The organism is Photobacterium gaetbulicola (assembly GCF_003025515.1).
Lineage (GTDB): Bacteria > Pseudomonadota > Gammaproteobacteria > Enterobacterales > Vibrionaceae > Photobacterium > Photobacterium gaetbulicola.
Genome location: NZ_PYME01000003.1, coordinates 135719 through 162697 on the forward strand (window position 1 = coordinate 135719; position 26979 = coordinate 162697).

Sequence of the window (26979 nt, forward strand, 5' to 3'; positions counted from 1 at the left end):
GGTGTTTTCCTTATACCGGGCGGCGTAATTGCCGCCCGGGTGTTTCATGAAGAGGGTTTACAGTTTTGGATACAGCAGGTACGCGTCACGCTCCGCCCAAACCTGTGACAGGTTATTCAACTCGGCATTGCCAAAGCCAATCTTGTCGATAACCTGATCGTAGTAGTCGGTGCCCCAGGCCAAATCAGCCTTGCGGTAGACTGTCAGCATGCGATAGGTCTGGAAGCGGCCCTTCTTCACATCGTTGTCAGGGTGCGGCCAGTCTTCGATACGCTGGTACTGCGCCACGTAATCTATCGCCGACTTCATGCTGCGGCCACGGTATTCATGATTCCAGATATCAACCCCCAACTTGTCGCCAAGCTGTGCCAAATAAGCCATGGCATCCAGGTTGAAGTAGCTATAGTGGTAGCCACGGGTACGCGCCAGCTCTTCTGGCTGTGTGCCCTTGCTATCTAGCTGTTCGCGGATCCGCCACTTGGTCTGGGCCACAGCCATCTTGGCGATATCTTCACGGCCAAGGTAGTAAGCGATACCGGCAATTTGGGCCTGCATCCAAGTCCCGTGGTTATTCGGGGCAAAGTGCTCGGCGGTGCCCTGCTCGGAGGTGATCAACCAGTCAAGGAAGTCACCCAGCCAGGCGCGCATGGCAGCATCGTCCTGCTCGGTCCAGTGCTCCGACAGCTCAATCAGTGCCAATGCATCAACCAGGCGATCCGAGAAACTGCGCGAGTCAATCATGCCGCTGCGGCGCTGGTCATCGACGCCCGGCACGGCCTGGGCGTAGCGCATGTTCGAATTCATCCGCGTTTCAGGGTTAATGAACCAATGGCGAAGCATCTCTGCAGCCTGCTCGGCGTACTTTTCCTCACCGGAGAAGTAGTACGCCACACCAAGAGCGCGCACCGAGCGGGTGAACAGGCCGATACGGACAGAGTCTGTCGCATCGGTCTTCGAGTCCGGGTTGGTGTTACCGTCCTGGCGGACCCATGGCAAGCCATCTTCTGTCTTTTGGTTCGGCCACCAGTATGGGCTGATAGAGAAGTAATCATGCTTGTCACCGCTTGGTGGCATCAGGGTCTTGTCGGTCACCGACAGCAAACCCACTTTCATCGCGGCTTCCGCTTCTTCCAGCAGGCGCTGGTAACTCGCCTGGGCCTCCTTTGTTGCCGTATCGTTGTGAATACGCGCCTTGCTTTCAGCAATCAGATCGGCATCGAAAAATACCGTGCTTGGCGTACCGTCTAGGGCAAACACTGGAGCGGCAAACAAGGCGCCGGCTATGGCCAATGAAGTTAGTGTACGTTTCAACATATTCGCTCCCTAGTCTTGTTCGGTTGCCAACTCGGCATTGTTTTCAACGCTGCTATCCACCGCCTTCACCAGCAGCAAGCCAACACCCAGGACAATTGCCCCGCACAACACGAAGATCATTCGGCCCCAGAATGGGTTAGGCAGCACAAACATCGCCATCACTCCCACACCAGCGACTGCGATCAGCGAGCCAAGCATACGACGCTGCTTGTTATCCAATTGCTTCTGCTCGGTAGATTCTGAGACCAACGGTGTTGCCAGGTTATTGAAGAAACGGTCAACGTCTTTCTGGCGCTCATCCGATAGCGGTTTGTAGAACACCGTTGACAGGATGAAGAAACCGGCGGTGAAGATCAGGTGACCGATCAGGCCGATGGCCACTTTCAAGTCAGACCATTCACGGCCAGTCAGCGGCTCAAGGTCGAACCAGTTCTGAACCATGTCGGCCGTGATAACGAAACCAACGAAGTAAGACACGATACCACCGACAACCAGCGTACCCCAGCCAGCCCAGTCCGGTGTTTTCTTAATAAAGAAGCCACAGAAGGCAGGGATGGTCATCGGGAAACCGATCAGCGCACCGACATACATCATGGTGTCGAACAGGCTCAAACCTTTCAGTGAGTTGATGAACAAGGCAACCAAGATGATCGCGATACCGAAGAAGGTCGATGTCAGTTTAGAGACCACGACTAGCTCTTTCTCCGGGGCGTTTGGACGCAGGATTGGCTGGTAGAAGTTCTTAACGAAGATCCCTGAGTTACGGTTCAGGCCCGAGTCCATCGAAGACATGGTCGCGGCAAACATCGCAGAGATCAGCAGACCCACCATACCTGCTGGCATGTATTCTTGTACGAAGTACAGGTAAGCAAAGTCACCGGCTTTAGAGCCTGCTTCTGGGTATTGCGCCATAAGATCAACACCCTGACCAGCGATGAACCAAGAAGGCATGAACCAGATCAATGGGCCCATGGTCATCAGGATACACGCAAGCAATGCGGCTTTTTTCGCGTTCTTAGAATCTTTGGCCGCCAGGTAACGGTATGAGTTCAGCATGTTGTTAGTAATACTGAACTGCTTGAAGAAAAGGAAGAATGCCCAGATCCCAAAGATGCTTAGGTAGTTAAGGTTGTTACCCGATACGAAAGAAGCACCTTCTTCCAGTGGGAAATTGCTGACGATCTCGCCAACACCGCCGCCCTGGATAACCGCAACGATAGTACAGGTCACCGTTACCGCCATGATGATCACCATCTGCATGAAGTCAGAAGCAATAACCGCCCATGAACCGCCGGTTACCGACATCACCAGTACAACCAGGCCAGTCAGGATAATGGTCATGGTCATATCGAAACCGAAAATGCCCGATGCGATAATTGCCAGACCATTTAGCCAGATACCCGCGGTGATCACACTGTTAGGCATGCCTGACCAGGTAAACACCTGCTCATTGTGCTTACCAAAACGCAGGCGAATCGCTTCGATCACTGTAACCACCCGCATTTGACGAAACTTTGGTGCGAAATACAGGTAATTCATCAGGTAGCCGAAGGCATTGGCCAGGAAAATAATCGCAACCGCGAAACCGTCATCATAGGCTTTACCTGCCGCTCCGGTAAACGTCCAAGCACTGAACTGGGTCATGAAGGCTGAAGCACCCACCATCCACCACAGCATGCTGCCTCCCCCCCGGAAATAGTCACTGGTGGTATTGGTAAATGTCCGGAACATCCATCCAATTGCAATCAGAAACAGGAAGTAGATGCCGACGATCATGGTATTGAGATCCATCGTAAAAGTCCTTTTGTGTATTAATTTGCTAATACTATAAGAACTTCGCATCACGTCTTGTACTACAATATTCATTAATCGCGATATTGATCACGAAGAGATACTAACAAAAAATAACACAAATAAAATTACCCTTATAAATCATAATATTGCACATACAGAACAGATAGATAAAGCGTATATCCCATTATTAAACAAACACAAAAATCATACTTTTTATGATCAATTTCACGTTTGCTAAATTTATAAACAATATAAAAACCACACCACCAGATATAATAATCAGTTGAATTATATAGATAAAAACAACAACTGTGATCAAGATCACCCAAGATCATGATCACAAATATCTTCAACCCTTCATTGACGACAAGAATACAAACAATAATATTGTATTACTTTTTCAACAACGCTCTATAATTCAGGAATAAACACTATGTTCAAACACTCTTCCCTGATGCTACTTATTGGCTCAGCCTTAGTTGCAGGCCAGGTCAGCGCGGCTTCTATCGACTTCCGCCACGAATACAGAGGCAAGTCAGAACAGCACTCAAGCCGTGTCAAAATTAACGAAAGCATCGGTAGCCTCTATTTCAGTGGTGAACTGAAATTTAAAGGTGCAGATGGTAAGTTTATGGAAGACTTACAAAACAATGGCTGGGAATTCGACTGGGGATACCGCTTCCGTAACGGCAACTGGACCCTGCAACCAGGTATGCCAATTGAAGGCCGCAGCAGCGGCATGACCTATAAGCCTCAGCTTCGACTGACTTATGCCTTCGATAATGTTGAGGGCCTAACACTGAGCGGCCGCTACCGCCACGACTTCAAAACCTACAGTGATGATCGTTCAACTCAAAAACGCCACCGGGTAACGGGTAATGTTGGCTACCGTATCGACCAATGGCAGTTTGGACTAGAGATGAACTACTACAAGGCCGAGGGTTACGACTTGTACGATGGTAAAGACACCAACTACGAAAACAACATCAGTATCCGTTACCGTCCGGGGGCATGGAGCCCTTACGTAGAGTTTGGTGACGTCAACTACAACCGCAAAGATGCCAGCGATACCCGTGAGCTACGCAGCCGGGTGGGCATTACTTACAGCTTCTGATCAACAGCTCCGGCTTCCGCTTATGAACTGTTTTTTGAGCTAAAAATTGCCCCTAGCGGCAAAGTTTATTACGATAAAAGGCCGACGAGAGTCGGCTTTTTGCCTGAAATACGCAAAACTACTCAGGCAAACAGTCTAAATCCAGTATACTGTAGTCATATAGTCATACATATAGTTATTGAACCAAGGATTAACATGTCTTCTAGTTTTACCGCGATCGCGGGATCCAAACGCAGCCTGCATGTTCAGGTCGCCCGTGAAATCGCCCGTCGCATTCTCTCTGGCCAGCTTGAGCAAGGACAAGTGATCCCTGGCGAAATGACGCTTTGTGAACAATTCGGCATTAGCCGTACGGCACTGCGTGAAGCCGTTAAGCTTCTGACTTCGAAAGGTCTGCTTGAGTCAAAACCTAAAATTGGTACCAAAGTCGTTGACCGCCTGAATTGGAACTTCCTTGACCCGCAACTACTGGAATGGATGGAAGGCCTGCAAAACGCCCAAGTCTTCTACCACCAGTTCCTCGGCCTGCGCAAAGCCATCGAGCCAGAAGCCTGCGCGCTGGCGGCCCGCCATGCCACCGCTGAGCAGCGTATCGAGCTGTCTGAGACATTCCAGCAGATGTGCGAGATTGCCGACGACTTCGACCAAGCCCGCTGGGCTGAAGTGGATATGCATTTCCACCGCTTGATTTTCTTCTCGACCGGTAACGACTTCTACCTGCCGTTCGGTAATGTATTGGCAACCATCTTCATGAGCTTCATTCACCACTCATCCAAAGACGGCGGTGTCTGCATCAATGAACACCGTGCTATCTATGACGCGATCATGGCTGGCAATGCCGACAAGGCCCGAGCAGCGTCTCAGTTCCTGCTCCAGGAAGAAAAGCACCGCCTGCCAAGCGAAGTGGCCTAACTCGCTAATAATTTTCAACGGTATATATCCATGTGGCGCCCCAAGCCGCCTGGATGTATACGGACAACATTTCCTTTGCCATCTCGCGCCTTAATTACCTGCCCCACTTACCTCTCGTGACTGCGATTGCCTCGTCATACAGCGCTCGAATCTGTGAAAACAGCCAGAATGGATTACATAAATTTGGGATAGGCACCACTGTATAAGATTTCTTACAATCAAGCATAAAAAATCATACCAACACCACATTATTATACCTTCCCATATTACGTCGCATATCTTAGGAGAAGGTACATCATGCTCAGCCCAATCAAAGGACAAACAGTTATCGTCACAGGCGGAAGCAAGGGGATCGGCAAGGGTATTGCCCGCGTATTTGCCCGCCAAGGGGCCAATGTGGTTATCGTTGCCCGTGGTGAGGAAGCCGCGCAACAAGCCATTTCAGAGCTAAATGCGCAGGGGCTGAACGCCGATTACATCTTGGCTGACGTCAGCAACTGGCAAGACATGCAACGCATGGCTGAATATGTCAGGGAAAAATATGGCCGAATAGACGTGTTGTGTGCCAATGCCGGGATCTTTCCGCAAGCCCGCCTGAGCGAGATGGAACCAGAAAACTGGGATCAGGTGATGAACACCAATCTCAAGAGCCTATTCCTGAGCGTTAAGGCGGTTACTCCGTTAATGAAAGCGCAGGGCAAGGGGCGGATCATCGTCACCTCATCCATTACCGGTCCGATTACCGGCTTCCCGGGTTGGTCTCACTATGGAGCCTCGAAAGCCGGCCAGCTCGGCTTTGTCAAAACCGCAGCCATCGAGCTGGCCCGCTCAGGCATCACCATCAATGCCGTCATGCCGGGGAATATCTATACCGAAGGCCTGCAGGATCTCGGTCAGGAGTACCTCGATACCATGGCCGCCTCTATTCCGCTCAACCGCCTGGGCAATGTCGAGGATATCGGCAATACCGCGCTGTTCTTTGCCTCCGATGAGGCGGGCTACATTACCGGACAGACTATCGTGGTCGACGGCGGCCAGATCCTGCCAGAGTCTCTGGAAGCACTTGAAGGCATTTAACTACCCAACAGCGCCTTGGCCGATGCGGGGCGCTGGCACTTATCTCGCAATGACTTCGTCCCGGCCGCAAAAACGGCCCTTATAGTCCAGTTTGACTTTACCTTTTACTCACTTCAATTCATATTAAAAGGCTCGCCGAGATGGAGCTTCGGCACGAGCACCGCTTACCTGTACGGCAAGTATTCCGAGCCTTCAACCACGAGGAAGTAATGGACTATTTATACTCCTTAATATTGTTTGCGGTGGTATCATCCGCAACGCCAGGCCCCAATAACATTTTAGTGATGACCTCAGGCCTTAACTTTGGCATCAAGAAGAGCCTGCCTGTCTTGTGCGGAATATGCGTCGGCTTTTCTTTCATGTTGCTGCTGGTCGGCTTGGGGTTCGGCCAAGTCTTCGAGCTTTTCCCGCGTTTACATGTCCTCATCAAAATATCTGGCGTGTTGTATTTGCTTTACTTGGCATGGCTGATTTCAAGCTCAAGCGGCGGCCTTGGGGCAAAACAACAATCTGAACCGCTGACTTTTCTCAACGGCGCCTTGTTCCAGTGGGTTAATGCCAAAGCCTGGGTGGTTGCAACAGGGGCCATTGCAGCGTTCACCGTATCGGGCGGTGAGTTCAGTACCCAGACGATAACTCTGGCGGGCACATTTTTGGTTATCTCGTTTCCTTGCGTCGGGATCTGGCTCTATTTCGGTTCATGGCTCAAACGGTATTTGAACAATGCCGCACACCGTAAGTGGTTCAATTTATCCATGTCCGGTTTATTGGTAGCCTCTGTACTGCCAGTGATTGGCGAACTGTTTGAGCAATTTAGCTAATACTCGCTAGCAAGGAGACATGTGTGTACCAACTGTATTACTACCCCAACAATGCCAGCCTCGCCCCGCACTTTCTATTACACCATTCCCAACGTGGTTGCCGCACAAGACGATCGCATCGCCGATGCCTTGGCTGTCATCGATAACCAGTTGGCCAGCAGTACTTACCTGCTAGGTGATAACCTCTCGGCCTGCGACTTCTTCCTGTTCATGCTGGCCGAGTGGTCGCTGCCTATCAAAAAGTCCCCTTTGCACTTTCCCCACCTGGCAACTTATCTCAAACGGATGTCTCAGCATCCCACCATCCAAGCAGTCAGTGAAATAGAAAACATCGATCTCTCTCCATTTCATTAGCAACCAGGCAATGATCCGACGGATTAAATTCACAGAGAGGATGTCTGAGACATCTTTGACGAGAATAGCGAAAAGAAGACAGGCAAAAAAATAGCGCTCCGTCCTAGAGCGCTGTTAGACAAGGCAAAGCTTAAGTTAGGAAGTAGATTGTTATAATAAGTCAGTCTCAGGGTAGCCACTTGAGGAACAGCTATCTTGATTAATGGCTGCATTATAAGCGAAGAAAACCAAAATGCAAAACATTATACTTAAAATAGTAAAACACGGTTTCATAAGTGATGATTTGTAGAATTACAGAATAGAGAAAGCACGTGAGGAACAAAGCTCAGCATTGCAATTTAGCTAAAAAAATAGCGCTCCGTCCTAGAGCGCTGTTAGACAAGGCAAAGCTTAAGTTAGGAAGTAGATTGTTATAATAAGTCAGTCTCAGGGTAGCCACTTGAGGAACGGCTATCTCGATTGATGGCTGCATTATAAGATCACTCAACTTGTAATACAATATATCAAGAGCAGCATGGCACTAAATCCGCATTTCATTGGCTAAAACTTGACAATTCCGTGATCCAGATCTCGTTTAAACATCCATCACGAGCCCATTAATAATACAAAACCCTGGTGCATTTCTGCATCAGGGTCTTAAACGTAAAAAAGCCGGGCTAAAGAGCCCGGCTTTCCTTATGGCATGTAACTATAGCTGTGCGTAAGGGCCTTCCCAGCTGAAGGTCTCGCCTTCAAAGCTCACTTCATGCTTGCCGTCTTGCAGGCCACCAGTTTGGTTCGATACTGCATAAGTCAGTACATGACCTTCAACAAGGTGCAGACGAACAACAGAGGCCACATCATCCATACCCACCACTTCAACGCGCTCTACTTTACCGCGGGCATCAACTGATGCCTCTACCGCTTCGTTGAAGTAACCGTGCGTTTCCAGCACGTTAGCAAACAGGTGAGATTTCGCTTTCTGGCGCAGTACGAACATTGGCTCAGAACGTAGGTTGAAATCAGGATCGTTAGCACCAAGGCGACCAAAGATCACTTCACCCTGGTTACCCGCAGAGCTCACCATGCTGTAGTAGCTGTTGTCATGCAACCAGCTTACCAGCGTGCTGCCTGATACTTCACCTTGCGCAACCTGCCAGATGTGCTGGTAGCCATCGCTTTCGCCCATTGGCTTCAAGCTCGCGTTTGCCTGGTAGTCGAAATCAGTACGGATGATCTGGCCCCTGTGGTGTACAGGGAAGTCATACTCGTGCTCGTCTTCAGAGATCAAACGGTACAGGTCGATGATCAACGGGCTTTCGATACCGTCAACTTTCGCCAGTAGCACGCTACGCTGCATATCAACACCGGCGTAGTATTCGCGTACGATGCCGCTCATGCCCTGGAAGTCTTCGTTGTCAGTCTTGAAGAAGTGCAATTCACCGTTACGAGATTCAGCCATCGCGGTATTGAATTCGTTCTGGGTCTTGCGATCAACAACTACCGTGTTGTGGGCGATAGTTTGCTTACAGTAGCTCTTGTTCTCTGGAATGTAGCGACCACCGAACTTAGGCTCAACATTAACCCAGCGACCAAAACCGTAGTCGTGCAGGGTTTCGTGACCTTTGTTGAATACGCTTAGGTGAAGGCCGTCGTAGTGACCGTGATCCAGTGCCGAATGGTACTGGTGATCAGAGCCGTGCTGACCGAACCATAGCAATGCCATAGTATCTTGGTCTTTGCTGTCACGGTGACGCAGGATAGTCAGGCCACCTTTGTCGCCGTTAGGGCCGTCAGTGACAAACAAGCTACCCCAGTTAAATGCAGGGATATTCTCTTCTTTTGCTACCGCGTCAGACAGTTTCTTACCAGAGATATGCACCCACACATCTTTCTGGTGAGCAGCCATCGCCAGTAGGTTGGCGTCTTCTTCGTAACGGCCGAAACACGCACTTGTCGTGATCAGAACACCTTCATCATTGATGTCCATGGTCTTCGACGAGTCGTTCAAAGCCGGTAGCGTACCGTCAGGGAATGCCGTTGACATTACTGCATAGCTGGTCGTTTTAATCACACCGTCTTTGTGGGCGAAAATACCCACTTCTGGCTGGCGGCGCTCAATGGCTTCAGCAAACAACTGAATTGGGCGCAGTGAGAAGCGGTGGTAGTAAGGGCCTTCCATGTAGTAGCCGTCTGGCGAGAAAAGCTGAGAAAGCTGAGCCAGGAAGCCACCGCTTACGCTGTCGCCTTTCAAACCGTATAGCGCCTTATCCACGATGTCCTGGTTCTGGATAGCGTAACCACAGATCCCCACACCTGCTACAGCCCATAGGCCGTGGTTGTGGATGATATCGAAGTCGTGGGCGTACGTGTCGACGAACATATCCGCCATAATCTGGAACAGATCGTTTTCGATCAGGCGGCGCTCGTCGTCAGACAGCGTGTGGTGGATGCAGCTGTACGCACAAGACGCGTAAAGCATCCACATGTTCTCGTTCAGCGTCTGGTGGAAGATACGGCCGGGGTGATTACTGTCAAGGCTGACGTTCAGCTCCAACGTCGGGTAAACCTCGGCATAGGCCACCAGCAGGTTACGGATGTAATCACGGTACGCTTCGTTCTCGGTGATCAGGTACAAACGGCCGGCAATATCCATATGGATGTAGTTTTGCTTGTGACGGTTGTGCTCATAGCCGCCCCCTTCGCCGTGGCCAGGTACTTCGATACCAACCGTTGCGATGTAGTCTTCCAGTTTTGCAATGTCACGGGCCAGTGCATTGCCCATCAGGGTATCTTTACCCAGATCTTCACGAAGGATAGCGGCTTCGTCGAAGCTCATCAGTAATGGTTGATACGTCATTATTTCGTCTCCTGCTCAACAGCAAGGAATCCTTTCCAGCTATAAGTCTTGTCGTTGATGATAATTCGATGTTCGGTCGTGTCGGTCACATTAGGCTGGTTGCTCACCATCACTGTGAAGCGGATGCCTTCCCCTTCAATGGCAACTACCGAGCCGGTCTCGCTGTGAGCCAGCACTTTAATCTGGTGAAGCTTGCCACGGGCATTGACCGAGGCTTCCACCGCTTCATTGAAGTAACCATGGGTCTCCAATGCCGAGGCGAACAGCAAGTCTTTGCCCGTGGTTCGTAAGATAAAACTGTTTTCATAACGCAGGTTAAACTGCGGATCATTGGCACCGGTCTGGGTGAAGATCACTTCGTTGTCAGCGCTTGAGCTGGTGCCAAGCCAGGTGTAGTAACTGTTACCCTGCAGCCAGCTGATCAACGCATTGCTACCGGCTTCGCCACGGGCCAGGCTCCATAGGTGCTGGTATCCATAGTTATCACCCAGCGGATGGAGCTCGGTATTGGTCTTGTACTCGAAGTCGGTACGGATGATCTGGCCTTGGTACTGGTGCGAGTAGTCGTACTGGTGCGGTTTTTCGCTCGTTAGGCGGTACAGATCGATCAGCAGTGGACTTTCCAGCATATCGGATTTCAGCATCATCACCGTGCGCTGCATCCCCATTCCCGGATAATGCTCGTCGGCAAAGGCACTCATCGCCTGCAGCTCGGTACCTTCACCCATGAAGAAATGCGGCTTGCCGTGCACACTGTCTGCACGCTTGATATCGAACTGGTTCTGGCAACCCTCATCCACCGTCACACTGTTGTGGTTGATGGTCTGGCGGGCGTAGCTCTTATTCTCGTCCAGGTAGCGTCCGCCGAATTTCGGCTCAACATTCACCCAGCGGGCAAAACCGTATTCACGAAGTACTTCTTGGCCTCGGTTGTAGAAAGCGATCCCCAAGGTATCGAAATGGCCGTGGTCCATACCGTGCTGGCCATAGTTCATGGAAAGCTGGCAGATGTCTTTGTCTTTCGCCTGCATACGCAGGAAGCCCTGTGCGCCACACGTACCGTCTGGTCCTTCGTTCAGCTCCACGCTCGGCCAGAACGGCGGATCGATCGTCGCCTCGGCATCACACGCTTCGGAAAGGGCCTGGCCACACGGGTGCATCCAGACCTGATTTTGGATCTGGGCCATGCCCAGCAAGTTCTTATCAAAGCCGTAGCGCTTGAAGTACATGCTGACGGCAACCACGACTCCCATGTCTGTGATAGCCATGGTCTTTGACGCATCGTTCAACGCCGGGAACAGCCCGTTCGGGTAGGCAGTAGCCAAAAGGGCCTGGGTAGTCTGCTTAATCACCTGGTCTTTGTAGTTGTAGATGTCCAACTCAGGCATGTGGCGGTGCAGCACTTCGGCAAACACCGCCAAAGGGCGAATGGCAAAGCGGTGGTAATACGGGCCTTCCATGTAGTAACCAGAAGGGGCAAACAGCTTGGAGATCTGAGCCAGGAAGCCACCAGTTTCGCCGTCACCATTGTGGCCGAACACCGATATCTCAAGATACCTACGCTCACCAATGGCGATACCGCAGATCCCGACAGCCGCCACCGCCCAGATACCGTGGTTGTGAATACGGTCAAAATCATGGCCGTACTTCTCGGTAAACATTTCCAGCATCGGCTTGAATAGCCGCTCCACGATGTGGCTGCGCTGCGCCTGAGAAAGCCACGCACTGATGCAAGAATAGCCTAAACTTGCATACATTAACCACATATGCTCGTTGAGAATTTGGTGGAACAAACGGCCCGGAGGATTGGTATTGCGCTGGATATGGAAATCAAAGGTGAGGTATTTGTCCGCATACATAGCCAATAGCTTGCCAGCATACTCAGCATAGCGCTCATCTTTAGTGATCAGGAACAAACGACCAGCAAGGTTGATGTATTGGTAGTTTTGCTTGTGCTTGTTGTGCTCATAGCCACCAGCTTCACCGTGACCAGGAACGTCCATGGGTAATGCCATATATTGCTCAAGCTCGGCCTGCAGCTTAGCAATCGTGTTGCCCATCAATGAAGGTCGGCCGATTTCTTTATGCAAATCAGCAAGTTCTTCATTTGAAAGTAACACAGGCAGTGTTGTTGTGTTCATATTAACCTCTAGGTTAGAGCGTATACCACACCTTTTTGATGAGCATAAAATAATACAAATGGTTTTTTATTTCATGACCACATTGAAAAAACCCGACGGCCATCACATTTCAAAATGCGAATTGATCCATATCAAACAACAAGATTAAGATACTGATACAAAAGAATAAAAATTAAAAGCAAAACAAAAATAACTTTGCAGCACGGAAAATAAACTTGATTAAGGTCACGAAAACACCCATCTTGTATTACAATATAACTTTTCAGTTATTACACTAGCGCCAATTCGATAAACTTAAGGCTGAAAAAGATGACCATTGATACTTTCGTAGTTCTGGCCTATTTCCTATTTCTCATTGCTATCGGGTGGATGTTCCGGAAATTCACCACCTCTACCAGTGATTACTTCAGGGGAGGAGGTAAGATGTTGTGGTGGATGGTAGGTGCTACCGCCTTCATGACGCAATTTTCAGCATGGACGTTTACTGGTGCAGCAGGGAAAGCATTTACAGATGGTTTCGCCGTCGTTATTTTGTTCTTGGCAAATGCGTTCGGTTATTTCCTCAACTATCTGTATTTCGCACCAAAATTCCGCCAGCTACGTGTGGTAACAGCAATTGATGCCATCCGTATGCGTTTTGGTAAAACCACAGAGCAGTTCTTCACCTGGGGTAGCATGCCAGATAGCCTTATCTCGGCGGGTGTTTGGTTGAACGGTCTTGCAATCTTCGTTGCTGCTGTATTCAACATCCCGATGGAAGCGACCATTATCTTCACCGGTATCGTCCTGATGCTGATGGCGGTAACGGGTGGCTCATGGGCTGTTATCGCCTCTGACTTCATGCAGATGCTGGTCATCATGGCGGTAACGATCACCTGTGCGATTGCTGCTTACTTTCACGGTGGTGGTGTTGGTAACATCGTTGACAACTTCCAGGGCAACTTCCTGGTAGGTAACAACCTGAACTACATCAGTATCTTCATTCTTTGGGTTGTGTTCATCTTCATCAAGCAGTTCGGTGTCATGAACAACAGCATCAACGCTTACCGCTACCTTGCAGCAAAAGACAGTGAGAACGCGCGTAAAGCAGCGGGGCTTGCGTGTATCCTAATGGTTATTGGTCCAGTTATCTGGTTCCTACCACCATGGTACGTAAGCGCCTTCATGCCAGATTTCGCAGCTCAGTACGCATCAATGGGTGACAAAGCGGGTGACGCAGCCTACCTAGCATTCGTGCAGAACATCATGCCTGCCGGTATGGTGGGTCTACTGATGTCAGCAATGTTTGCCGCCACCATGTCTTCCATGGACTCAGGTCTGAACCGTAACGCTGGTATCTTCGTGTGTAACTTCTACCAGCCAATCTTCCGACCTCATGCAAACCAGAAAGAGCTGATTATTGTCAGTAAGCTGACCACTATCATGATGGGCTTCATCATCATCTCGATTGGTCTGTTTATTAACTCTCTACGTCACCTGAGCCTGTTCGATATCGTACTGAACATCGGTGCCCTGATTGGCTTCCCGATGCTGATCCCAGTCCTTCTGGGTATGTGGATCCGCAAGACGCCTGACTGGGCGGGTTGGTCAACGCTAATCGTCGGTGGTGTTGTATCTTTCATCTTCGGTATTGCACTGAAAGCCCACCACATCGAAGGCCTATTTGGCCTTGAGCAACCGCTAACAGGGCGTGAGTGGAGTGATCTGGTGGTTGGCCTGAGCCTGGCAGCACACGTTGTGTTCACCGGTGGCTGGTTCATCATGACCACATTCTTCTACAAAGGCCTAACGGTCGAGCGTGAGAAAGAAGTAGAGAAACTATTTGAAAACTGGAATACCCCACTGGTTTCTGGTGGTGACGAGCAGCAATCGCTAGATACAGCGCAGCGTTCAATGCTGGGTAACCTAATCAGCGTAGCAGGCTTTGGTATTCTGGCTATGGCCCTGATTCCTAATGACCCTTCAGGCCGTGGACTGTTTATTTTGTGTGGCTCTATCGTGCTAACGGTCGGTATTTTGCTGGTGAGTGCTTCAAGAAAAAAGCCTGAAGCCACAGCCGAGACGAGCACGGCTTAACCAATAACAACAAAGTCTGAACCTTTGTCCCCTACTTTAAATTGTATTATTTCAACACATTATTTTTGGGAGAATCACACAATGTTTTTCGAAATCAACAACAACGAATGGGAAGATCTTGGCGATGGCATCAAGCGCAAAATCGTCGGCCACACTGAAGATCTAATGGCAGTACACCTAGAGTTCGCTAAAGGTGCTATCGGCCACCCACATGCTCACGATATCCATGACCAGATTGGCTACGTGGTTGAAGGTAGCTTCGAAGCAGAAGTTGACGGTGAGAAACGCGTACTAAAAAAAGGCGACGCGTATATCGCTGCTAAGCTAGCCGTTCACGGTGCAGTCGCACTGGAAGAAGGCAGCATCCTGCTAGACATGTTCTCACCTGTTCGTCAAGACTTTTTGAAGTAATTACCCTGATGGGAAGGGCACGGTTGTGCACTTCCCGTCCCCTTTTTCCGGAGTATGTATGGCTACAATGAACATTGCCATTCTTGGCGAGTGCATGATTGAACTGCAACAAGCCAATGACCAACTAACCCGTACCTTTGGAGGCGATACCCTGAACACAGCGGTATACCTATCCCGCCTAACCAAAGGCAAGGACATCAACACCACCTACGTAACAGCTCTGGGTAACGACAGCTTCAGTGATGAAATGTTGGCAGCTTGGAACGAGGAAGGGATCAATACTGACTTGGTGCTACGCCTGGAAGGTAAACTACCTGGCCTTTACTACATCGAAACCGACAACACGGGTGAGCGCAGCTTCCACTACTGGCGTAATGATGCAGCCGCAAAATACTTGCTTGAGCAAGCGCAAAGTGCAGAGCTGCTAAACAGTCTGATGGACTTTGATGCAATTTACCTCAGTGGTATCAGCCTGGCGATCCTGACCGCAGCAAGCCGCGAGCAGCTATTTACATTCCTTGAAGATTTCAAAGGCAAAGGTGGCAAGGTGTTGTTCGACAACAACTACCGTCCAAAGCTTTGGGCTTGTGTGAAAGAAGCCCAGGAAGCTTACCTTCGCATGCTATCGCTAACGGACATCGCACTGCTGACTTTCGACGACGAGCAGTTGCTGTTTGGTGATGAGACGCTAGAAGAGTGTATCGCACGTACCCAAGGTGCCGGCGTGACCGAAATTACCATCAAGCGCGGTAAAGATGCCTGCCTTGTTGTCACCGCAGAGCAGAATGTATTTGTCCCTGCCCTAGTGGCCGACAAGGTTGTCGACACCACAGCTGCAGGCGACTCGTTCAGCGGTGGCTACCTCGCTAAGCGTTTCACCGGCGGCTCGGCAACCCAAGCCGCTCACGCAGGCCACCAGGTTGCATCAACGGTTATCCAGTACCGTGGTGCAGTGATCCCAGCCGACGCGATGCCAACAATTTAACACACGGAGTAAAGAGTAATGAGCAACCTAAATGACAAACTAGCCGCGCTAAAAGTTATCCCTGTCATCGCAATCAAAGACGCTGAAGACGCAATCCCACTCGGTAAAGCCCTAGTCGACAACGGCATGCCTTGTGCTGAAATCACTTTCCGTACTGAAGCGGCAGCCGACGCAATCCGCAACATGCGCAAAGAATTCCCTGAGATGCTAATCGGTGCCGGTACAGTGCTGACCAAAGAGCAGGTTGACGAAGCGATTGACGCTGGCGTTGACTTCATCGTAAGCCCAGGTTTCAACCCAACAACCGTTAAGTACTGCCAGGAAAAAGGCGTTGCTATCGTTCCTGGCGTAAACAACCCTAGCTTGGTTGAACAAGCCATGGAGATGGGCCTGCGTACCCTCAAGTTCTTCCCAGCCGAGCCTTCTGGCGGTGTGTCTATGCTAAAAGCACTGACTGCGGTTTACCCAGTTAAATTCATGCCAACAGGCGGTGTGAGCCTAGGCAACATTGATGACTACCTAGCCCTTCCTTCGGTACTGGCTTGTGGTGGTACATGGATGGTTCCGGGCGACCTGATTGACAACAAGCAGTGGGACGAACTGGGCCTGCTCGTCAAAGATGCGGTTGCCAAGGTGCAGTAAGTGCTTCACCCCCGATGAAATTTCTGATCTTAGTCGATCATTTTTGCTTTTAATATTTTTAGTTACTTGCCAAAGTTACTACATTAATTGATCCGTTTGCCCCAGCCATTGGCTGGGGCTTTTTTTATCTGCGGATTATGGAAGAATGCAAGTAGCCGATACCGAGCAACGTCAACTTACCGGAGGGCGCGGGTAGCGATAGATTTGTGGTGGAGGCCTGTCCATTATTTCCGTGGTGCGGTATAGCTCCATGTAGTGGCGGTTCATCGGCGGCTCGGCATCACTGCGCGAGAACGTGCTGCTCTCGCACCCAGTCAGGGATAGGAACAGCCCCCCCACTATAATGGCTTGCAGGCAAAGCCTTATGCTGCTTGACCGATATTTCATTAGCCGATCTCACTCAGCGGATCTCATCTTAACTATAAGTCAGTTTCTCACTTTCAGGAGAAAGCCAGATATCCGTCTAGCGCGTCAAAGCCGTCATCACTGACTAGTGGTTATAGTGAAAAACAGATCACCGCGATAACTTACCCCACTTTAAAAACAGCGTTCAATATGTATAATTGCGACAGCAAAATATTGCCACCAACAGAAGAAATCGGACATTGGTATTAAGCGACAAGGATGCGGCCTTTCGAACAACAAGAGAATCTTACATGACGGCATTCTTGATTTTTATCGCTTACAGCATCCATAGCGCTTCGGTGTAACAGGGCCACTCTCGGCCCCGCAGAGACAGCCTCACTGACTCATCGTCAGCTCATAGTGGTGCAGGTCATACACCTCCTCCAGCCTTGGTGAACTATGACCGAAGCACTTGGTCATCAATGCCAACAACAACTCCCCCGTTGCAACTGCATCTATCAGCGCCCCGTGGCTCGGGTACTCCGGCAGGCCATAGCGCTGACGGATAGAGGACAGCCGATAATCCCCTTCTTCGCGCATGTGGCGGTTGGTCACCAGCATCTTTTCAATCAGCAAGGTATCGAGCCACAGTAGTGGCGGCAACGGGATCCCAACCCTTTGTTGCACATAGTGCTCGAGAAACGACTTCTCGACCGACAGGCCATGGACCAGCACCACCTTGCCCGCCATCCTTTCAAACAAGGCTTCCATCGCCTCATCGAGTGCTTGGCCAGATGTCAGCATTTCCGGGGTAATTTGATTGATAATGGCCGTATGGGCATTGATGCCGCAGCTGTCCTTGATAAATGTTTCTTCACTGCTGCTGAGGTTGAGCATCCCCTTTTGCATCTCGACATAGCCGATACTCAGGATCTGATCTTTGCCGGGGTTCAGGCCCGTGGTTTCAAAGTCGAGGCAGAGAATATCGAGATCCAGCAAGGTGCTGTCCGGGGCCGGCAGCCCCGGACCGAGCAAGTTGACAACCCGCTCGGCACTGGCTCGGGTAGCATAAGTATCACGCCATTTGGCCTGCCCCCTGGAAAGGCGGTTCAGCGGCTTGAAATACGACAGCACACGTTTCATTATTCTGGCTTTCCTTACTTGTTAGGCCTGTCCGAAGCGCAGCTTCACCGCATCCTGATGTTCGGCGATGATCCGGAACGCATCCTTGAGGTGCTTGCGCTCAAAGCTACCGAACATATCCGGAGAGATATGATTATCCGGCACTTCGCCTTTCTTCAACGCCTGAAGCTGGTGGCTGTAGCGTACCCGAGTAATAAAGCGGTAGGCACCGATAATATCCTTGAGGCTCTCTTCGCTCAGGCTGCCGTGCTCGCAGGCATAGTGGAAACGCTCCTCGGTACCGGTCAGGGTGCAACCGACCGCCAGGCTGTAAATCCGCGCCAAATCGACAATCAGGTTGAGCGCATATTTCTTGATGTTGAGGGTATTGCTATGCTCACCATTTTTCTCCAAAACGAACTTATTGAAGATCCCCAGCGGCGGTTGTGTTGCCACCGTTTCTTTGGCCAAGATACTCAAAAAGCTACTGTTTTTCCCCAGCAAGCTCATCAGGTGAGCCTGCAGCTCTTGCGATAGCGCCGTCTGGCCAAAAATGGCCCTCACTTCCAAGAATACCGTGATATTGAGCAGTCGCTCATACTCGGGGTTTTCCGCCCATTTGGTATAATACGCCTTCCACACCGACAAAGGCTGGCACCACTTCTGCACCGATGCCATGTAGTTTCCGCTGCACAAACTGTAACCGCAGGCATCCATCCACTTGCAGACATCCATTGCCAGCAGCTTGAAGTACATCCGCTGATCGTCGGTCACATCATCGGACAAGATAATGGCATTGTCTTGATCGGACAGGGCATGGACTTCATTTCGGGCATGGGAGCCCGCCACCACCCACGTATACTGACAAGGCGGCGGCCCCATCCGCTGCTCAACCAATTGCAAGATACGGCGGTTGAACGAATCCATAATCATCGCCATCACCTGACCGATGATCTCCGAGCCAACGTTACCCTCGATCAGGGCTTCGAAAATCGCCTGCCGCTCAGGGGCCAGTTCGACCAGCTCCTCCAGCGAGTCGGAGTAGTTGATCTTCTCAATCAGGAAAATCGCCTGTACCCGGTGCTTCTGAACCAGATGCGTGGTCGACAATACCCCAACCACCAGCCCGTCCTTGACCACCGGCAAGCTGCGGACATTGTGCTGCATCATCAGTGATGCCGCCTTCATCACCAGATCATCCGGGGCGACGGTCAGCGGGTTCGGGGTCATCACTTCGCGGATTTGCCGTTCAGGGTCAACGCCTTTGGCCAACACCCTTTTTGCCAAATCGCGATCGGTCATCACACCGACAATCGTATTGCCGTCTTTCACCACCGCAACCGGCGAAGGTGTCTCTATCGTCATTCGATGAGCCGTCTGCTGGATAGACATAGCCGCCGGCACGACGGCAACCCTGTCGCTGGCCACCTCTGCGACCGTTTTGAAAAACAACCCCTTTTCATCATCCGACCACACCACACTCAGGGCCGACTGGATCCGGACCTGGGCCTGGGCGGCAAAGTGCTGGGCATATTCCGGGTACGAGCGCAGGATATGTTTGAGCTTGGCATGGGGGATCAAATAGAGCAGGGTGTTCTCCATCGCCGTCGCCGTATAGGCCATCTCTGCCTGACTGCTGTCCCCTTCGGTTTGCAGGAAGCTGAAGCCGAAGATATCTTGCTCGCCCAGCTTGGCCCTGAGTACCCCGTCGGACTTGCGCTGCTCCATCGCGCCGGAGCGGATAATATAGAGGTAGCACTCTTCCTGATCGGTCGAGAAAGCAATCCGCTCCCCCTGCCCTAGGTAGTTGATCTTGATACAGCCGGCAATTTTTCCGAGGCAGTCCTTGGGCAGTTTATCGAAAGGGTCGACATGGGTAAGAAATTCAATGATGTTCGGCAGCAAAGTGTGAGACATGGGCTTTATCCGGTTGAAAGGCAATACCGTACCGAGCCAACGAACAGCTCAGACAAGAAGTATAATAATACAATTAATACGATTTCGGAAAGGTGAATAACACCAACCAATTCACACTGTAAATCGCCCCTGAAAGTTGGCTCCGCCAAGGACCGAAAAACGGCTCACAGCGAGCCGTTTTCCCCCTCATGCAACTTTTACCGACACCACCAGGCTCCAAGTGATCATTTTCAATATATCCCAAACGGCAACCCTAAGGCGTACCAGACAAAGAACAGCACTATCCAACCGGAGAGGATCGCCAGCGAATACGGCAGTGCCGTCGCCAGCAGGTTGCCAATCGTAAACCGCGGGCTATAGCTGTGAATGAAAGCCAAGATCAGCGGCAAGTAGGGGGTGATGGGGGAAATCACATTGGTGGATGAATCGGCGATTCGATAAGCCGCCTGTACCGCTTCTGGCTCGAGCCCCATCAGCATCGGCAGAAACACCGGCGCCATCAACGCCCACTGCGCCGAGCCACTGTAGATAAACAGCAGGGCAACGATGCCCGTCCTTCTGAGTGCTCTTTGCTCGGTGTCAGACAACTCTGCGGTTACCGGCTCGGCTGCGTCCTCGCCTGAATGGCTGAAACGCTGCAAGGCAGGCTCGGCATATTTGTGGGTGATCACCGTGATGATGCATGTGATCAAAGGTACCGACACGCACATAAAGAACCAGTTCGCCAGAACACTGACCTCATGATCAGGGCGTACCGATTGCACAACCTCGGTCGAGATCCCCGAGATCAGCAGGTCGGTTCCGGCAATGAAGACGTTGGCCGAGAAGCCCGCAAATACCGCGACAAAGGAGGCGATAATGCCGACCAGTGGGTTGCGCCCCACCGTCTTGAACATCATGGCGGCAAGCGATTGGCTAACTTTTCAATCAATTCCATTACAACTGAAAAGGAGCGGCTGGATTGGAGTTTGGTCTCTTCCATGATTTCCTCCGTCAATATGTTATTTAATGGCTAGCTCTTGCTGGATCACCTCGACAAAAAATGACGCTCCGACCGGAATAATTTCGTCATTGAAGTCATAGCTTGGGTTATGGACGCTAATCCCCCCTCGGCTCCCTTCACTGCCGTTGCCGACAAGCACATAGCACCCAGGAACTTGCTGGAGCATAAAGGAAAAATCCTCACTGCCCGATAACGGCAGACACTTGGCATCGACGCTATCGCAACCAACGACAGCGTCGGCAGCCGATTTGGCGACCGCTACGGCCCCCTTGTCGTTCACCGTTGCAGGATAACTACCTGGTTTTACAATAAACTCTGCCGAGGCACCGTAGGACGCCGCAACCTGCCCGACCAGTCGCCCCAGCCGCTCGATAGACTCACGCCGCACATGTTCATCGAACGCACGCAGACACCCTTTGAGAGAGGCATGATCGGGGATAACGTTATGGGTACCGGAGCCGGCATGGACATCGGTAAAGGAGATCACCGCAGCGTCCAAAGGAGACGTATTCCGGCTGATGATGGTTTGGGCTGCCATGATGATATTGCTCAGCACGATTGTCGGGTCAGTCGCCATATGGGGCATGGCGGCATGTCCTCCCCGGCCGGTGATCTCAATAACAAAGCGATCGGAGCTGGCCAGCAACGGGCCTTCCCTAAACCAGATCTTGCCCTGGGGGATCCCGGGCATATTGTGCAATCCATAGATTCTGTCGCAGGGAAAGCGCTCAAAAAGCCCTTCTTCAACCATCACTTTTGCGCCAGCCAAGCCTTCTTCGGCGGGTTGGAATATAAAATACACCGTGCCACTGAAATTACGCTGCTGCGACAAATACCACGCGGCTGCCAGCAAAATCGCGGTATGGCCATCATGACCACAGCCGTGCATTTTTCCCTGGAGGCATGAGGCATAATCAAATTGATTGGCCTCATCCATTGGCAGCGCGTCCATGTCCGCGCGCAGGCCTATCGCCCGGTTCGACGCCTGCCTGCCTTTCAGCACACCGACCACCCCCGTTTTCGCAATCCCAGTATGTACCTCGTCAACCCCCCACGCCCTGAGTTTTTCTGCGATCAGATATGCCGTCCGAGATTCCTCGAATCCGAGCTCTGGGTGGCGGTGTATATCACGCCGCCATGCTGTGAACATCTCATTGTTCATTTGAAGCGCTTCGATCATCTTGCTCTCCTGTTTAGCCTATCAGCCATAACAACTTGTAATGGCCTATCCGGTATACTCGTAACCCATGACTTTTGAGTTACTGTATACTGGTTTATAAGTAGATATCTAATGACTTAGCACTATCAAAGCATAAGGAAATGTTATGGCATCACGAGGGTTTACCGACAGCCAGATAGAGGCGTTTTTGTGGATAATGCGTACCAGGAGTGCGACCAAGGCTGCTGAAAAAATGCTGATCACCCAGCCTGCGATTAGCCGGTTAATCAAACAACTAGAACAGAGACTGGGGTTTGCATTGTTCGACCGGGTAAACAACCGCCTGCTCCCCACCCGAAAAGGGAAACTGTTCTACGATGAGGTCGAGAAAGTCTATGCCGGTTTAACCCACTTAAAAGGCTTTGCCGACCGGCTCAAAAAACAGGTGGTCGGGCAATTTAACATCGTGAGTATGCCCGCCTTTGCGGTAAACTTACTGCCTGAGCTGGCCATTGCTATCGACAGCCAGTTTCCCGGTTTGGATATCGGGCTCTACTCCTACCGTTCAAACCAGATTATTGCCGAGATGGCCGCTCAACGATTTGATTTTGCCATCACCACCGACTTGACCGAAGATCCCCGGTATCAAAGTTTTTTCTATACTGTTCCCAATATCTGCCTGCTTCCCGAAACGCACCCTCTCACCCAGAAGCCCTTTATCCAAATAGCTGATTTCAATGGCGAGACGCTGATTGGCGGTGAGCCGAACGAATACATTCGCACCTCGATCTCCGATCTCTTCCATGAGGCCCAGATCACGCCCAGCAAAACTTGGTCCGTCTCATTGAGTGATATGGCCAGCCGGCTGGTAGCCGGCGGCAAAGGGCTGGCAATCATCAACTGCATTTCCGCCATGGATATTCCCCAAGGTACGGTGGCAAAACCCTTCGACCACCTGGTCGATTATCAACTCCAAGTCATCATTCCCTTGGAAAAAGATATGGATCCCCTAACCAGAGAAATTAACCGCCATTTACTGGGTGCTTTTGAGCAGAAGTTATGCCAAGCCCGAGAGCGGTTTTATCCTTAAGCCAGAAAACCAAGCCCGTGAGGCCCAGGCAAGCCAAGTGATCCTGATAATCTGTTTCGCACCAACCGTAACATCAAAGCTGCAGAGCGGTACCCGGCGAAGACTGATCCGGGTTGAGCGGTCAGCGCCCCTTGCCAGTGCAACCGGCAAAAATAAAAACGGCCCGGAGCATAAACACTCCGGGCCGTTTACAAATACTGGGTTAATCCTGCAGGATCAGAACCGATTAAGCGTGCAGCAGTTCCATTGACTCTTTGGCGATTACCCACTCTTCGTTGGTTGGGATAACCATAGCCATTGGCGTGTTTGGCTTGGTGATAACACCCGCGTTGCCAAAACGTGCAGCCGCGTTGCCTTCTTCGTCTTCACGGTAGCCGAAGATCTTCAGGTTCTCAAGGATCTTGCTACGGATTGGCTGAGAGTTCTCACCGATACCGGCAGTGAAGATGATGGCGTCTAGTTCGTCTAGGGCAACCATGTATGAGCCGATGTACTTGGCCACGCGGTAGCAGAAGATTTCAAACGCCAGTGTCGCGCCTTCGTGGCCGTTTTCCATCGCTTCGATGATGCCGCGACAGTCGCTTGTCAGGCCAGATACACCTAGCAGACCCGACTTTTTGTTCAGCTCGTCGAACACTTCCTGCTGAGACCAACCTTTCTTCAGTAGGAACTCAATGATACTTGGGTCAAGGTCACCACAACGAGTACCCATCATTAGGCCCGCAAGCGGGGTGAAGCCCATGCTGGTGTCAACCGACTTGCCGTTCTTGATCGCACAAACAGAAGCACCGTTACCCAGGTGAACTGAGATGAAGTTGCTGTCTTCAACCGGCTTGTTGATCATTTTTGCCGCTTCACGGCTAACATAGTAATGGCTAGTACCGTGGAAACCGTAACGGCGGATACCGTACTCTTTGTATAGCTTCTGAGAGATAGCACCTGTGTATGCTTTAGCAGGCATTGTCTGGTGGAAAGCAGTGTCGAAAACCGCGTACTGAGACAGGCTTGGGAACGCTTTCATCGCTGCACGCATACCAATAACGTGAGCAGGGTTGTGAAGCGGAGCCAGATCGCTCAGGTTGTCGATCTCTTCCAGTACAGTTTCGTCAATCTTAACCGTCTTAGTGAATTTCTCACCGCCGTGTACAACACGGTGACCGATAGCAACGATGTCTTGCTTCATGCCTAGCTCTTCAAGCAGGGCTACAATGCGGTCAACGGCTTGCTGGTGGTGGTTACCTTCAGCTTCAAGCATGTGCTCGTGCTTCTCACCATCAATTTTCCAACTTACTACCGCTTCAGGCAGGCCGAAACATTCGCCAAGGCCGCTTAGGGTTGCTTCACCGCTAACAGTATCGATAAGGGCAAACTTAAGTGAAGAACTGCCAGAGTTGATTACAAGTACTAGAGAGTTGCTCATGGGTTATCTCATCAGATTAATTTGGGCTCTAGAACAAAATGTTCCGTTACACGTCTATCCGGTCTTCTAGACCTGGCCAGAAGAAAAAGTGTGGAGCAGCATTTTCTTCTGATTTATAGCTTTTGATTACATTATTCAATTTTTTTTGAATAACTCAACTTTTGTTTCGATAATTTTGAAAAAAATTGAAATTTCACTGGTTCAGATCAAGTTTGAAGCAACGAAAACGTTTTCGCTCGCCTACTTTGTAACCAGCAGCGACCAAAACACACTAAGAATTGTTGATAGTATTAAACAAATTATAGAAAAAATTAATTCAGAAAAGAGGAAAAAACATGCAGAGACAGTGAACGGCAACTGCTCTGCCTCACGAGAGCAGCACAAACCACGTAACTAGCTGATTAAAAGAACTTTATCTTGGGAAGAGCGAAACCATTCGCTGATGAAAGCCATCAAATGGCGGATCCGCGGGTTAATGTGGACGTCATGGTGGCAGACCAGCCACCACTGGGCATCGGGCAGTTCAATATCGGTAAAATGAATTGGCTGCAGTTCAGGATAGCGCTCGGCGACAGAGTGAAATACGACAGCAATCCCGGCTTTGGCCCTTGCCAGTTCCAGCTGCATCTTGAAGCTGTCGGTTCGAAAGTTGAACTGTGATCTATTGAGCCGGTCGCCAAACTGACGGGCCGTGTCAATGTATACCTGCTGCTGATCATAACCGATAACCTGATGGTGGTCGTTGTGCATTTCCACCACCGAAGTAGGATACCCAAATTCCTTGAGATAGTCCCGGTGGGCATAAAAACCGATAGGTTCACTGTGCAGCAAGCTCACCACCAAGTCCGACTGCTCTGGTCTCACCTTGGAGATCAGCAGGTCCGCCTCGCGCTTGTTGAGATTAACCTCCTTATTAGCCACCAGGATCTCAATTTCAATCGCCGGGAATTGGCGCTGAAACGCCTTCAGCAATGAAGGCAGCCAATAGTAAGATATCGCATCACTGGCTGCCAACCGCACATGCCCCGCATGCTTACCACTGTGTGCCGAGGCTTTATAGATAAACCCGTCCACCCCTTTTTCTGCTTCTTTGGCGGTACCTAACAGCTCTTTTCCGGCCGCAGTCAGCCCCAATCCCTGGGTCGAGCGATCAAACAAGTTGAAGCCTACTTTTTCTTCCAGGGCTAAAACATGTCGACTAACGGTCGGCTGGGACATACCTAGCTTGAGCGCCGCAGCTGACATGCTCCCCTCTTCGGCGACAGCAAGAAAAATACGAATGCTGTCCCACTCCATGCTATGCATTCTCAAATACCCACTATGTGTTTTTGTCTGTTCACTATAACGAGAAAAAGCACTTAACTGATGACTATGATTTTGAAATGAATCGCAAGGTTGGAGGGAAATATGAGAAGAGCCTTGGTTCTAGGTGCAGAACATGAAATGGGGGCCCTGCTTTGTCAATCTCTCGAGCGGTTCAATTGGCACATCACCGCCACTGTTGCCGATCCCAGCCAACCCATTTCGTTATCGGCCAACATGACCCTGGCCGAGCTGACATCACAAGATAACGCATTACTCAACGACTTGATCGCCAAAACAGACACTGTTTTCCTGCACCTGCCCGACCCGATTGAGGGAGGACAGGTGTTTTTTTCACTCGACAACATCTTGAAACAGGTGGCCCAGTACCGGCGCAACTTGGTCATCACCACCAATGTCTACGATACCCGGCAGCCCCTGTTCAGTAGTCTTGCATTCTGGCGCAAGAAAAAGCCCGTAGCCTATGTACTACCTAAAAAAATCAGCGCTAAGCTGGAAATGGCCGCCAACGCCGGCGCGAATATCAAAGTACTGTGCTACGGGCACAACCTAAATTTTTCCCTAGCCCACAGCTACCTCGGCATCTTGGTGAAAGAAACCCACCACAAGTTCATCCTGCAATCCCCTAGCGCCTACAGCACCAACCATTACTGGACCTATTTGCCAGATCTGGCCGAGAACCTGGTCAGGCAGCTTTCTGCAGAGTCAAAGTGCAGCCCTCCCCTGTCGGTTAACTACTACCCGGGGCATCTGGCGAGTATCAAGGACATCGCCCGCGGCTTGGCTCTCAGTACTGGCAAGCCAGTCACAGTCACGCCCCTGCGCTGGACGGTCATGGAGGCCATTTCGGTGTTCTCCCCATTATTCCGCCGTTTCATCAACATGCGTTCGTTATGGCAGCAAGGCGGGCAATTGCCGCTCCGCTCTTCTGACTGGCAGCAAACTAAGCTCCAACATACCCCGCTGGAGCTGGCTCTACAGCGCATTTGGCACCAACTTCGGCAATCTTCCGGCTGAGCACACATCAGCCATCAATGATACGTCTTCTGAATAAGAGCTGAATATGGGAGTGACAATTTTCCCCCCAGTCACACTTTTACTGCCGCCTGAATGCACGCAG

The 26979-nt window shown here is 50.8% G+C and carries 21 protein-coding genes and 1 pseudogene; 11 read left to right on the forward strand and 11 right to left on the reverse strand.

Going from position 1 to position 26979, the window contains the following annotated elements; genetic code table 11:
* Positions 1 to 57: 57 nt before the first annotated feature.
* Both C9J03_RS03460 and C9J03_RS03465 read right to left on the reverse strand, forming a co-directional pair.
* Positions 58 to 1314 carry an alginate lyase family protein gene (locus C9J03_RS03460; RefSeq protein ID WP_044621705.1) on the reverse strand — a complete coding sequence of 419 codons (1257 nt, stop codon included), beginning with the start codon at positions 1312 to 1314 and terminating at the stop codon, positions 58 to 60.
* Between the two features lie 9 nt (positions 1315 to 1323).
* Positions 1324 to 3105: a sodium:solute symporter family protein gene (locus C9J03_RS03465; RefSeq protein WP_044621706.1), complete on the reverse strand. Its 1782-nt coding sequence runs from the start codon at positions 3103 to 3105 to the stop codon at positions 1324 to 1326.
* A gap of 436 nt (positions 3106 to 3541) precedes the next feature.
* On the opposite strand from C9J03_RS03465, the gene C9J03_RS03470 reads away from it, so the two are divergent.
* The 5 genes and pseudogenes from C9J03_RS03470 to C9J03_RS03490 form a co-directional block, all read left to right on the forward strand.
* Complete coding sequence (locus tag C9J03_RS03470) at positions 3542 to 4222, forward strand: oligogalacturonate-specific porin KdgM family protein (RefSeq protein WP_044621707.1); 681 nt, start codon at positions 3542 to 3544, stop codon at positions 4220 to 4222.
* A 195-nt stretch (positions 4223 to 4417) separates the two neighbouring features.
* Positions 4418 to 5134, forward strand: a complete 717-nt coding sequence (locus tag C9J03_RS03475; RefSeq protein ID WP_044621708.1) for a FadR/GntR family transcriptional regulator — start codon at positions 4418 to 4420, stop codon at positions 5132 to 5134.
* 297 nt (positions 5135 to 5431) lie between these two features.
* Positions 5432 to 6211, forward strand: coding sequence for a 3-oxoacyl-ACP reductase FabG (fabG, locus tag C9J03_RS03480; protein WP_044621709.1), 780 nt, complete (start codon positions 5432 to 5434; stop codon positions 6209 to 6211).
* A 209-nt stretch (positions 6212 to 6420) separates the two neighbouring features.
* Positions 6421 to 7032 (forward strand): LysE family translocator, encoded by a 612-nt coding sequence (locus C9J03_RS03485; protein WP_044622010.1) that lies wholly within the window; start codon positions 6421 to 6423, stop codon positions 7030 to 7032.
* 81 nt (positions 7033 to 7113) lie between these two features.
* Positions 7114 to 7386, forward strand: a pseudogene (locus tag C9J03_RS03490) (glutathione binding-like protein); the annotation flags it as partial.
* A 688-nt stretch (positions 7387 to 8074) separates the two neighbouring features.
* On the opposite strand, the gene C9J03_RS03495 reads toward C9J03_RS03490, so the two are convergent.
* Both C9J03_RS03495 and C9J03_RS03500 read right to left on the reverse strand, forming a co-directional pair.
* Positions 8075 to 10225, reverse strand: coding sequence for a heparinase II/III domain-containing protein (locus C9J03_RS03495; RefSeq protein WP_044621710.1), 2151 nt, complete (start codon positions 10223 to 10225; stop codon positions 8075 to 8077).
* Positions 10225 to 12366: a heparinase II/III domain-containing protein gene (locus C9J03_RS03500; protein ID WP_044621711.1), complete on the reverse strand. Its 2142-nt coding sequence runs from the start codon at positions 12364 to 12366 to the stop codon at positions 10225 to 10227. Before C9J03_RS03500 ends, C9J03_RS03495 begins: the two co-directional genes overlap by 1 nt.
* Positions 12367 to 12675: 309 nt before the next feature.
* Here C9J03_RS03500 and C9J03_RS03505 point away from each other — a divergent pair, with 309 nt between their 5' ends.
* From C9J03_RS03505 to C9J03_RS03520, 4 genes are all read left to right on the forward strand, one after another.
* A complete protein-coding gene (locus C9J03_RS03505) occupies positions 12676 to 14442 on the forward strand; it encodes a sodium:solute symporter family transporter (protein WP_044621712.1) in 1767 nt (588 codons plus the stop codon).
* Between the two features lie 81 nt (positions 14443 to 14523).
* Positions 14524 to 14853, forward strand: a complete 330-nt coding sequence (locus C9J03_RS03510) for a cupin domain-containing protein (protein WP_044621713.1) — start codon at positions 14524 to 14526, stop codon at positions 14851 to 14853.
* Positions 14854 to 14911: 58 nt separating this feature from the next.
* Complete coding sequence (gene kdgK / locus C9J03_RS03515; RefSeq protein ID WP_044621714.1) at positions 14912 to 15838, forward strand: 2-dehydro-3-deoxygluconokinase; 927 nt, start codon at positions 14912 to 14914, stop codon at positions 15836 to 15838.
* A gap of 18 nt (positions 15839 to 15856) precedes the next feature.
* Complete coding sequence (locus C9J03_RS03520; protein ID WP_044621715.1) at positions 15857 to 16480, forward strand: bifunctional 4-hydroxy-2-oxoglutarate aldolase/2-dehydro-3-deoxy-phosphogluconate aldolase; 624 nt, start codon at positions 15857 to 15859, stop codon at positions 16478 to 16480.
* 171 nt (positions 16481 to 16651) lie between these two features.
* On the opposite strand, the gene C9J03_RS26450 is transcribed toward C9J03_RS03520, so the two are convergent.
* The 5 genes from C9J03_RS26450 to C9J03_RS03540 form a co-directional block, all read right to left on the reverse strand.
* Positions 16652 to 16867 (reverse strand): hypothetical protein, encoded by a 216-nt coding sequence (locus tag C9J03_RS26450; RefSeq protein ID WP_146149059.1) that lies wholly within the window; start codon positions 16865 to 16867, stop codon positions 16652 to 16654.
* Positions 16868 to 17221: 354 nt separating this feature from the next.
* Complete coding sequence (locus tag C9J03_RS03525) at positions 17222 to 17968, reverse strand: 3'-5' exonuclease (protein WP_052829677.1); 747 nt, start codon at positions 17966 to 17968, stop codon at positions 17222 to 17224.
* A gap of 21 nt (positions 17969 to 17989) precedes the next feature.
* Positions 17990 to 19864, reverse strand: coding sequence for a putative nucleotidyltransferase substrate binding domain-containing protein (locus C9J03_RS03530; RefSeq protein WP_044621716.1), 1875 nt, complete (start codon positions 19862 to 19864; stop codon positions 17990 to 17992).
* Positions 19865 to 20094: 230 nt separating this feature from the next.
* Complete coding sequence (locus tag C9J03_RS03535) at positions 20095 to 20763, reverse strand: AbgT family transporter (protein ID WP_052829678.1); 669 nt, start codon at positions 20761 to 20763, stop codon at positions 20095 to 20097.
* Between the two features lie 102 nt (positions 20764 to 20865).
* Positions 20866 to 22047 carry a M20 aminoacylase family protein gene (locus C9J03_RS03540; RefSeq protein WP_044621717.1) on the reverse strand — a complete coding sequence of 394 codons (1182 nt, stop codon included), beginning with the start codon at positions 22045 to 22047 and terminating at the stop codon, positions 20866 to 20868.
* 145 nt (positions 22048 to 22192) lie between these two features.
* On the opposite strand from C9J03_RS03540, the gene C9J03_RS03545 reads away from it, so the two are divergent.
* On the forward strand, positions 22193 to 23116 hold the full coding sequence (locus tag C9J03_RS03545) for a LysR substrate-binding domain-containing protein (RefSeq protein ID WP_044621718.1): 924 nt from the start codon (positions 22193 to 22195) through the stop codon (positions 23114 to 23116).
* 226 nt (positions 23117 to 23342) lie between these two features.
* Here the strand turns inward: C9J03_RS03545 and C9J03_RS03550 are convergent, their stop codons facing one another.
* Both C9J03_RS03550 and C9J03_RS03560 read right to left on the reverse strand, forming a co-directional pair.
* The gene (locus C9J03_RS03550; RefSeq protein ID WP_039466800.1) at positions 23343 to 24536 is read right to left on the reverse strand and encodes an acetate/propionate family kinase; all 1194 of its coding nucleotides are present in this window, start codon (positions 24534 to 24536) and stop codon (positions 23343 to 23345) included.
* Positions 24537 to 24929: 393 nt separating this feature from the next.
* Positions 24930 to 25841 (reverse strand): LysR family transcriptional regulator, encoded by a 912-nt coding sequence (locus tag C9J03_RS03560; protein WP_044621720.1) that lies wholly within the window; start codon positions 25839 to 25841, stop codon positions 24930 to 24932.
* Between the two features lie 102 nt (positions 25842 to 25943).
* Here C9J03_RS03560 and C9J03_RS03565 point away from each other — a divergent pair, with 102 nt between their 5' ends.
* Positions 25944 to 26876 carry a Rossmann-fold NAD(P)-binding domain-containing protein gene (locus C9J03_RS03565; protein WP_044621721.1) on the forward strand — a complete coding sequence of 311 codons (933 nt, stop codon included), beginning with the start codon at positions 25944 to 25946 and terminating at the stop codon, positions 26874 to 26876.
* Positions 26877 to 26979 lie beyond the last annotated feature (103 nt).

Bases quoted from the DNA above. Each gene is read 5' to 3' on its own strand.
- C9J03_RS03460 (WP_044621705.1), bottom strand. From the start codon at position 1,314: ATGTTGAAACGTACACTAACTTCATTGGCCATAGCCGGCGCCTTGTTT.
- C9J03_RS03465 (WP_044621706.1), bottom strand. From the start codon at position 3,105: ATGGATCTCAATACCATGATCGTCGGCATCTACTTCCTGTTTCTGATT.
- C9J03_RS03470 (WP_044621707.1), top strand. From the start codon at position 3,542: ATGTTCAAACACTCTTCCCTGATGCTACTTATTGGCTCAGCCTTAGTT.
- C9J03_RS03475 (WP_044621708.1), top strand. From the start codon at position 4,418: ATGTCTTCTAGTTTTACCGCGATCGCGGGATCCAAACGCAGCCTGCAT.
- fabG (WP_044621709.1), top strand. From the start codon at position 5,432: ATGCTCAGCCCAATCAAAGGACAAACAGTTATCGTCACAGGCGGAAGC.
- C9J03_RS03485 (WP_044622010.1), top strand. From the start codon at position 6,421: ATGGACTATTTATACTCCTTAATATTGTTTGCGGTGGTATCATCCGCA.
- C9J03_RS03495 (WP_044621710.1), bottom strand. From the start codon at position 10,225: ATGACGTATCAACCATTACTGATGAGCTTCGACGAAGCCGCTATCCTT.
- C9J03_RS03500 (WP_044621711.1), bottom strand. From the start codon at position 12,366: ATGAACACAACAACACTGCCTGTGTTACTTTCAAATGAAGAACTTGCT.
- C9J03_RS03505 (WP_044621712.1), top strand. From the start codon at position 12,676: ATGACCATTGATACTTTCGTAGTTCTGGCCTATTTCCTATTTCTCATT.
- C9J03_RS03510 (WP_044621713.1), top strand. From the start codon at position 14,524: ATGTTTTTCGAAATCAACAACAACGAATGGGAAGATCTTGGCGATGGC.
- kdgK (WP_044621714.1), top strand. From the start codon at position 14,912: ATGGCTACAATGAACATTGCCATTCTTGGCGAGTGCATGATTGAACTG.
- C9J03_RS03520 (WP_044621715.1), top strand. From the start codon at position 15,857: ATGAGCAACCTAAATGACAAACTAGCCGCGCTAAAAGTTATCCCTGTC.
- C9J03_RS26450 (WP_146149059.1), bottom strand. From the start codon at position 16,867: ATGAAATATCGGTCAAGCAGCATAAGGCTTTGCCTGCAAGCCATTATA.
- C9J03_RS03525 (WP_052829677.1), bottom strand. From the start codon at position 17,968: ATGAAACGTGTGCTGTCGTATTTCAAGCCGCTGAACCGCCTTTCCAGG.
- C9J03_RS03530 (WP_044621716.1), bottom strand. From the start codon at position 19,864: ATGTCTCACACTTTGCTGCCGAACATCATTGAATTTCTTACCCATGTC.
- C9J03_RS03535 (WP_052829678.1), bottom strand. From the start codon at position 20,763: ATGATGTTCAAGACGGTGGGGCGCAACCCACTGGTCGGCATTATCGCC.
- C9J03_RS03540 (WP_044621717.1), bottom strand. From the start codon at position 22,047: ATGATCGAAGCGCTTCAAATGAACAATGAGATGTTCACAGCATGGCGG.
- C9J03_RS03545 (WP_044621718.1), top strand. From the start codon at position 22,193: ATGGCATCACGAGGGTTTACCGACAGCCAGATAGAGGCGTTTTTGTGG.
- C9J03_RS03550 (WP_039466800.1), bottom strand. From the start codon at position 24,536: ATGAGCAACTCTCTAGTACTTGTAATCAACTCTGGCAGTTCTTCACTT.
- C9J03_RS03560 (WP_044621720.1), bottom strand. From the start codon at position 25,841: ATGCATAGCATGGAGTGGGACAGCATTCGTATTTTTCTTGCTGTCGCC.
- C9J03_RS03565 (WP_044621721.1), top strand. From the start codon at position 25,944: ATGAGAAGAGCCTTGGTTCTAGGTGCAGAACATGAAATGGGGGCCCTG.